Here is a 6,597-nt window from a genome sequence, read left to right as displayed (position 1 = left end):
CACCGCCCACCGCCCACCGCCAGGCTCCGCTTGGCATTTTGCATCTACACGACGACCAACGGATACCCACCATGCGACTCGTCCAGAACTCATTGCACCAGGAAGTGGCTGCCACCCTGCGTGAGCAGATTTTTGCCGGTACCTACGCCCCTGGCAGCTTTCTCGACGAGCTGGTCCTGTGCGAGCGGCTGCAGATTTCCCGCACGCCGCTGCGCGAGGCGCTCAAGGTATTGACGGCGGAGGGGCTGCTGCGACACGAGCCGCGGCGCGGCTGCTTTATCAGCGAAGTCACCGAGAAGGACCTGGACGATATTTTTCCGGTGATTGCCCTGCTGGAAGGGCGCTGCGCGTATGAAGCTGCGCGCAATGCGAGCGACGCCGACCTGGCGGCGCTGAGCACGCTGCACGAGCGGCTGGCCGGCCACGCCAACGCCGGCCGCATCAATGAGTATTACGACACCAATTTTGCGATCCACGAAGCCATCATCGCGCTGGCCGACAACCGCTGGCTGGCCACGGCGATCGCCGATCTGCGCAAGATCCTCAAGCTGGCGCGTGCGCAGCAACTGCACGCCCCCGGGCGGCTGGCGCAAAGCCTGTCGGAGCACATGGCTGTGTTTGCCGCGCTCATGGCCCGCGACAGCGAGGGCGCCGACGCGGCCATGCGCACCCACCTGACGCGGCAACGCGAGGCCTTGCGCGAACTGGCCCGCCATCAGCGCACGCGGGTGGCCTCATGACCGCCGCCGACTGGCTCAACCGCAGTGTGTCGCGCTTTTCCGGCGATAAAAAGGCAGCCTCAAAATCGGCAGAAACCAGCGTGGCTGCTGCGCCAGATGCTCCTAAAAAAGGAGCGTCCGGCGCTTCCGCGGAGGTGCCGACGCCGGCTCGCTCGACCCGTGAACGCCTGACCGCCACCTTGCGAAAAAAGGAGGAAGCGCTGTCGCCGCGCGTGCTGCGGCGTACGCTGGAGGAGCTCAAGGCCATCGTGGACCCGCAGGTCAGCGAGGTCGAAGGCGGCCGCCGCGCCAAGGGCGTGGCCGGCTGGTATGCCGGCGCCGCACTGAATGAGCGCCGCGACATGTGGCTGTTGATGAGCGAGCAGTTTGTGGCCGATGCGCAGAAGGTCAAGCTGGCGCAAGCGCAGTTTGCCGCCGCGGTGGGCACGCCCGACGAGGCTGTCGCTGAGGTGCGTTACCGCCGTGCCACGGTGTCGCCGCGCAGGCGTTTGTTGCAGCGCTTCAGCGCGTTTCCGGAAGGCATCCGGTTTCTGGTCGATATGCGCGCCGACATGCTGCCTTACCTCAAGGCGGACAGGCGGCTGCAGGCGCTCGATGTCGAGATGGAGTACATGTTCTCGACCTGGTTTGACGTGGGTTTTCTCGACCTGCGCCGCATCAGCTGGGACTCACCGGCATCGCTGATCGAAAAGCTGATCAAGTACGAAGCCGTGCACGACATCAAGAGCTGGGCCGATGTGAAAAACCGGCTCGACAGCGACCGGCGTTGTTATGGCTTTTTCCATCCACGCATGCCCGACGAGCCGCTGATTTTTGTCGAGGTGGCCCTGATGGACGAGATGGCCGCCGGCATCACGCCGCTGCTGGACGAGTCGGCCGCGCCGGCGGATCTGGCCAAGGCCACCACGGCGATTTTCTACTCCATCAGCAACACGCAGGCCGGCCTGCGCGGCGTGAGTTTCGGCGACTCGCTGATCAAGCGTGTGGTGGAAACACTGCATGCCGAATTTCCGCGGCTCAAACACTTTGCGACGCTCTCGCCGATTCCCGGTTTTCGCCAGTGGCTCGGGAAAAATGCCGGCGCGATGCTGGCGCTGCTTGACGACAAGGAACGCAGCGCACTGGGCAGGGCGATCGGGTTTGAACCACCCACCGCGCAGCATTTCCTCACCGCGGCCGACAATGCGCCGGCCCTGGACGACAAGTCACCGGTGCGCCGCATGCTGCTGCGCTGCGCGGCGCAGTACCTGGGGCGCGAGCTCGACGACGGCAAGCCGCTCGATGCGGTGGCGCGTTTTCACCTGGGCAACGGCGCACGCATCGAGCGGCTCAACTGGATGGGTGATCCGTCGGCCAAGGGACTCAAGCAGTCCTGCGGTCTGATGGTCAACTACCTCTATGACCTCAAACGCCTGGACAAGCACCGGGCGCTGCTGTCGCAGGGGAAAATCCCCGTATCCGGTGATATCGAAGATTTGTATATTTCGTAAGCTTGCTAACCAAACCCTATTTCAACAACGACAGGAGACAGACATGACATCGAGCTTTGACCTCAACGCGTCCCGACGCGATGTGCTGCGTGCAGCGGCCGCCGGCGTTGCCGCGTTTTCACTGGGCAGCCATGCGCAATCGGGCTGGCCTGCCAAGCCGGTGACCATGATTGTTCCCTTTCCCGCGGGCGGTGGCACGGACGCCTTTGCGCGTCCCATGTCGGCACAGTTTGCGCGCCTGACCGGCAAGCAGCTGATCATTGACAACCGCGGCGGCGCCGGCGGTACCTTGGGTGCCAGCATTGCCGCCAAGGCCGCGCCGGATGGTTACACGCTGTTCATGGGTGCGGTCCACCACACCATCGCGCCCAGCATGTACCCCAAGCTCGACTATGACATCGAGAAAGACCTGGTGCCGCTGATCCTGGTGGCCAGTGTGCCGCAGGTCGTTGTGGTCAACCCGCAAAAACTTCCGTCGGCCAATTTCAAGGAGTTCCTCGAGTACGCCCGGAAAAATCCGGCCAAACTCAACTACGGTTCGGCCGGCGCCGGCACCTCCCACCACCTGGCCGGCGAGCTGTTCAAGCAGCAGACCAAAACCTTCATCACGCACATTCCCTACCGCGGTGCCGGGCCGGCCCTGCAGGGGCTGATCGCCGGCGACGTCGAAATGATGTTCGACGGCCTGGGTTCATCGGCCAGCCACATTGCCGGCGGCCGCATCAAGGCGCTGATGGTGTCGGGCAACAAACGCAACCCGGCGATACCGGACGTGCCGAGCGCCGCCGAGGTGGGCCTGCCCGACTACAACGTGACGACCTGGTACGGCGTCTGGGGCCCCAAGGGCATGCCGGCCGATGCCCAGGCCCGCGCGATCGAGGAAATCCGCAAGGCCTGCACCACCGACGAAGCCAAGGCCGTCTGGGCACGCCAGGGCGCCGAGTTCACCGGCCTGGCGGGACCGCAGTTCGGCAGCTTCATCAGCGCCGAGGTCAAGAAGTGGGCGCAGGTGGTGAAGGCATCCGGCGCCAAGCTGGACTGAACTTGAGACGTGCATGACAGGACAGGTTCTGCTGGCCACGGACGGCTCCATCGCCACGGTCACCCTGTCCCATCCGGGCAAGCTCAACGCCATGTCGCGGGCCATGTGGCAGCAGCTGCGCGAGGTGTTCACCGGCCTGCAGCAGCGCAGCGATGTGCGCTGCGTGCTGCTGCGCGGGGAGGGTGCCAGTTTCTGCGCGGGCGGCGACATCGCCGAGTATCCGGACTTCCGCTTTGACGAGGCCGCCCTGCGCGGCTTCCACGAAAGCGAGGTCTGGGGCGGCCTGCAGGCCATGCTGGACTGCGACCTGCCCATCCTGGCGCAGATCGAGGGCGCCTGCATGGGCGCGGGCATGGAGATCGCCAGTTGTTGCGACATGCGGCTGGCCGGCATGTCGGCCACCTTCGGCGCACCGATCGGCAAGCTCGGGTTTCCGATGGCGCCGCGTGAGGCCGCGCTCGTGATGCGCGCCGCCGGCGAGCTGACGGCGCGCGAGATGCTGCTGGCAGCGGCGGTGCTTGACGCGGCCACCATGCTGCAGCGCGGCTTTCTGAACCGCGTGCTGCCGGACGGCGAGGTGGGGGCGCAGTCCCTGGCGACGGCCGGCCGCGTGGCCCGGCTGGCACCCGCCGCGGCACGCCTGAATAAACAGACTTTTCGGGCGCTGGCCCAGGACGGGTGGACGCAGTCTGCTACTGAACTGATAGCAAAAGCGTATGCCTATGCTGACTCCGCCGAACACCGCGAAGGTGTGTCGGCCTTTGTTGAAAAACGTCCGCCGCATTTCCCGGCGGGCGGCGACCTCTGACTTTTTCGATTTCCAGGTAACCACGCGATGAAAAACAACAACCTGTTCGCCGCCCTGCGCGCAGCCTTTCCGAAAGACCTTGATGCGGTGGCGGTGGAAACCGACACCGGCCTGAACTACTCCTGGCGCGACCTTGAGCGGTCGACCGCCATGATGGCCAACCTGCTGCAGTCGCTGGACCTGCCGCAAGGCGCACGCGTTGCCGTGCAGGTTGAAAAATCGGTCGAGGCGCTGATGCTCTATCTGGCCACGCTGCGGGCCGGCTACGTGTTCCTGCCGCTCAACACCGCCTACCAGAGCGCCGAGATCGAGTATTTCATCGGCAACGCCGAACCCTCGGTGGTGGTGTGCAGCCGCAAGAACTTCGGCTGGGTCAGCAAGATCGCCTTCAAGGCCGGCACGCAAAACGTCTTCACGCTGGACGACGACCGCACCGGCTCGCTCTTGGACCGCGCCGCCCATTGCAGCGACCGGCACGAGGTGGTGCAGCGCAACGCGGACGACCTGGCGGCCATTCTCTACACCAGCGGTACCACGGGCCGCAGCAAGGGCGCCATGCTCTCGCACGGCAACATGCTGAGCAATGCGCTGGTGCTCAAGGACTACTGGGCCTGGCAACCCGGCGACGTGCTGATCCATGCGCTGCCGATCTTCCACGTGCATGGCCTGTTCGTGGCCATCCACGGCGCGCTGATCAACGGCAGCAAGATGATCTGGCTGGCGAAGTTCGACCCCAAGCTGGTGGTGCAGAAGCTGCCGGAGGCCACGGTGTTCATGGGCGTGCCCACGCTGTATGTGCGCCTGCTGGCCGAGCCGGGGCTCACCCGCGAAGCCTGCCGCAACATGCGCCTGTTTGTGGCAGGGTCCGCACCGCTGTTGATTGAAACCTTCACCGAATGGCAGGAGCGCACCGGCCACACCATCCTCGAGCGTTACGGCATGAGTGAGACCGCCATGCTGACCTCCAACCCCTACGACGGCGAGCGGCGCGGCGGCACCGTCGGTTTTGCCTTGCCCGGCGTCAGCCTGCGTGTGCAGGACGATGCCGGCCAGCCGGTGCCCACGGGCGAGATCGGCAGCATCCAGGTCAAGGGGCCGAACGTCTTCAAGGGCTACTGGCGCATGCCCGAAAAGACGAGGGAAGAATTCACCGCCGACGGCTACTTCAAGACCGGCGATGTCGGCAAGATCGACGAACGCGGCTACATCACCATCGTCGGGCGCAGCAAGGACCTGATCATCAGCGGCGGCTACAACGTCTACCCGGCCGAGATCGAGGGTTACATCAACGACATGCCCGGCGTGGCCGAAAGCGCGGTGGTCGGTGTGCCGCATCCGGACTTCGGCGAGGTCGGCATCGCCGTCGTGATCGCCAAGCCCGGCGCGAAGCTGGACGGCGAGCAGATCATTGCCCGGCTCAAGGCGCAGCTTGCCAACTTCAAGATTCCCAAGCGCTGCTTCATCGTTGGTGAGTTGCCGCGCAACACCATGGGCAAGGTCCAGAAAAACGTGCTGCGCGAGCAGCACAAGGCCCTGTTTGCCTGAAGCCTGACGCTTTTCCGGGCTGCGCTCAGGGGCGCGTTTTCTCCGGCAGCGTGGCCAGTGCCACGCCTGCCAGCGCCAGTGCAAACGCGGCCAGTTGCGCCGCGCCCACGGACTCCCCGAGCACACCCACGCCGACCAGCGCTGCGCTGACCGGCAGCATCACGGTGAAGACACCGGCCTGGCTGGCGGGCACACCTTTGAGGCCCGTCATCCACAGCCACACGGTCCAGACGCTGGCGGCCAGCGCATAAAACAGCAGCAGCAGCCAACTGCCGGGCGCCACGGCGGCAAAGTCAAAACCCCAGGCCGTCCACAGGCCCAGCGGTGTCACCAGCGCAAACCCCCAGAGGTTGATCAGCGCGGTGATGCGTTTGGGGCCGAGCGCACCGGTGAGCTTTTTGCCGATCACCGCATAAGCGGCTTCGCAGAGCACGGCGCCGACCAGCAGCAGGTTGCCCAGCCAGGCGCGGCTGGATGCCAAATCGGCCTCCAGCCCTTTATTTGCATACGCAGGCAGCTCTGTTTTTGATAGCGACACCAGCATGATGCCGAAGACGGCGCAGGCGATGGCCAGCGCGACCCGGGGGCGGATGCGCTCGCCGAGAAAGAGCCGGCTCAGCACCGCCACCGCGGCCGGGATGGCGGCCATGATGACGCCGGCGGCCACCGCGCTGCTCAGGCTCACGCCGAACAGCATGCAGATCGAAAACAGGAAATTCCCGAGAAAGGACTCCAGGAACACCAGTTGCCGGGTCTGCCGCGTCATCGGTGCCTCCCCGACCGGTTTCCTGAGCCAGTGCAGCATGGCCGTCCCGCCTATGCCAAAACGCAGCCAGGCCAGCAGAAAGACCGGGAAAACCGCAACCAGCGGTTTGGACAGTGCGACATAACTGCCGACCAGGGACATGCTGAGCGCCAGGCAGGCGTAGGCCACAATGCGGTTCATTCCAGTGGGTTTTCCATTGAGGGTTG

6 protein-coding genes are annotated in these 6,597 nt (G+C 65.1%); 5 read left to right on the top strand and 1 reads right to left on the bottom strand.

Annotation, left to right across the window (positions count from 1 at the left end):
• The first annotated feature begins 71 nt into the window (after positions 1-71).
• Genes B7G53_RS13285 through B7G53_RS13265 form a run of 5 tightly spaced genes read left to right on the top strand, consistent with a single transcriptional unit; the run spans position 72 to position 5,625 of the window.
• Entirely contained in the window at positions 72-740 is a 669-nt protein-coding gene (locus tag B7G53_RS13285) for a GntR family transcriptional regulator (protein ID WP_096668404.1), read from the top strand.
• On the top strand, positions 737-2,230 hold the full coding sequence (locus B7G53_RS13280; protein WP_096668402.1) for a malonyl-CoA decarboxylase: 1,494 nt from the start codon (positions 737-739) through the stop codon (positions 2,228-2,230). Before B7G53_RS13285 ends, B7G53_RS13280 begins: the two co-directional genes overlap by 4 nt.
• Positions 2,231-2,273: 43 nt before the next feature.
• Positions 2,274-3,272, top strand: a complete 999-nt coding sequence (locus B7G53_RS13275; RefSeq protein WP_096668400.1) for a Bug family tripartite tricarboxylate transporter substrate binding protein — start codon at positions 2,274-2,276, stop codon at positions 3,270-3,272.
• Between the two features lie 13 nt (positions 3,273-3,285).
• Entirely contained in the window at positions 3,286-4,080 is a 795-nt protein-coding gene (locus B7G53_RS13270; protein ID WP_096668398.1) for an enoyl-CoA hydratase/isomerase family protein, read from the top strand.
• Between the two features lie 27 nt (positions 4,081-4,107).
• The gene (locus B7G53_RS13265) at positions 4,108-5,625 is read left to right on the top strand and encodes a malonate--CoA ligase (RefSeq protein WP_096668396.1); all 1,518 of its coding nucleotides are present in this window, start codon (positions 4,108-4,110) and stop codon (positions 5,623-5,625) included.
• Positions 5,626-5,650: 25 nt separating this feature from the next.
• Here the strand turns inward: B7G53_RS13265 and B7G53_RS13260 are convergent, their stop codons facing one another.
• Entirely contained in the window at positions 5,651-6,571 is a 921-nt protein-coding gene (locus B7G53_RS13260; RefSeq protein ID WP_096668394.1) for a DMT family transporter, read from the bottom strand.
• Between the last annotated feature and the right edge of the window lie 26 nt (positions 6,572-6,597).

The sequence above is a fragment of the Polaromonas sp. AET17H-212 genome, from assembly GCF_002379085.1.
GTDB lineage: Bacteria > Pseudomonadota > Gammaproteobacteria > Burkholderiales > Burkholderiaceae_C > Polaromonas.
Note: the sequence above shows the minus strand (reverse complement) of the source record. Positions and strands in the feature narration are given on the sequence as shown.